Source organism: Tersicoccus solisilvae (genome assembly GCF_014643255.1).
Taxonomy (GTDB): domain Bacteria; phylum Actinomycetota; class Actinomycetes; order Actinomycetales; family Micrococcaceae; genus Tersicoccus; species Tersicoccus solisilvae.
Genome location: NZ_BMJI01000054.1, coordinates 1 through 737, shown reverse-complemented (window position 1 = coordinate 737; position 737 = coordinate 1). Strand labels below are relative to the sequence as shown.

The following is a 737-nucleotide window of genomic DNA, read 5'->3' as shown; positions in this document are numbered from 1 at the left end:
GTCGTTTCCAACTGTTATCCCCCACAAATGGGCAAATTCCCAGGCATTACTCACCCGTCCGCCGCTCGTCATCTTCAAAAGCAAGCTTTTGAAATGTTACCGCTCGACTTGCATGTGTTAGGCCTGCCGCCAGCGTTCAATCTGAGCCATGATCAAACTCTTCAATTAAAGTTTTGGTTGATTCCGAAGAATCGACTCAATGAATTCTGTTCGCATGAACACTCTTCATCGAGTTAAATCGTTTTGTCGATTTCTCAATGCCTGTGAGTGCCCACACAGATTTGCTTGTTTATCTTGTTAAAGAGCAATCCCTTAGGCGCTGTGGCCATCGGGTCAGGGCTGCGTATTCTACGCTTTCCTGCTGCGGCGTCAAGAGGTATTTACCATCTTTTTTCGCCTGTCGTTGAAAGGACTCAAGAGCCTCTTTTCGTCGACCCTGTCACGTCTTTCGCGTTGCCGCTGTGCCGTGTCAGTGGGAGCGCATTATAGGGAGCCTGAACTTTTGTGCAAGGGCTTTTTAAAAGAAAAAAGATCGCTTGCTGACATTTTAGGCAAAAACGATCTTTTTCAGTCATTATGGCTGTTTTGCAACCAGATTTAGCTAGTTTGCAGCCGACTTAGGGGCATTTTCCTGTTCAATGAAACCTTTGAGTAAGGCTATCGCTTTTGGGTCATCCCAGTCGACAAAGCTACGAACAAAGGCAATCAGCTCCCCTTTACCATTAAGAATAAAGGTC

Annotated in this window: 1 rRNA gene; it reads right to left on the bottom strand. The window is 46.0% G+C overall.

The annotated features are described in order from the left end of the window. Positions 1-168: ribosomal RNA gene (locus IEX22_RS16185) — 16S ribosomal RNA — on the bottom strand; the annotation flags it as partial. Positions 169-737: the final 569 nt, after the last annotated feature.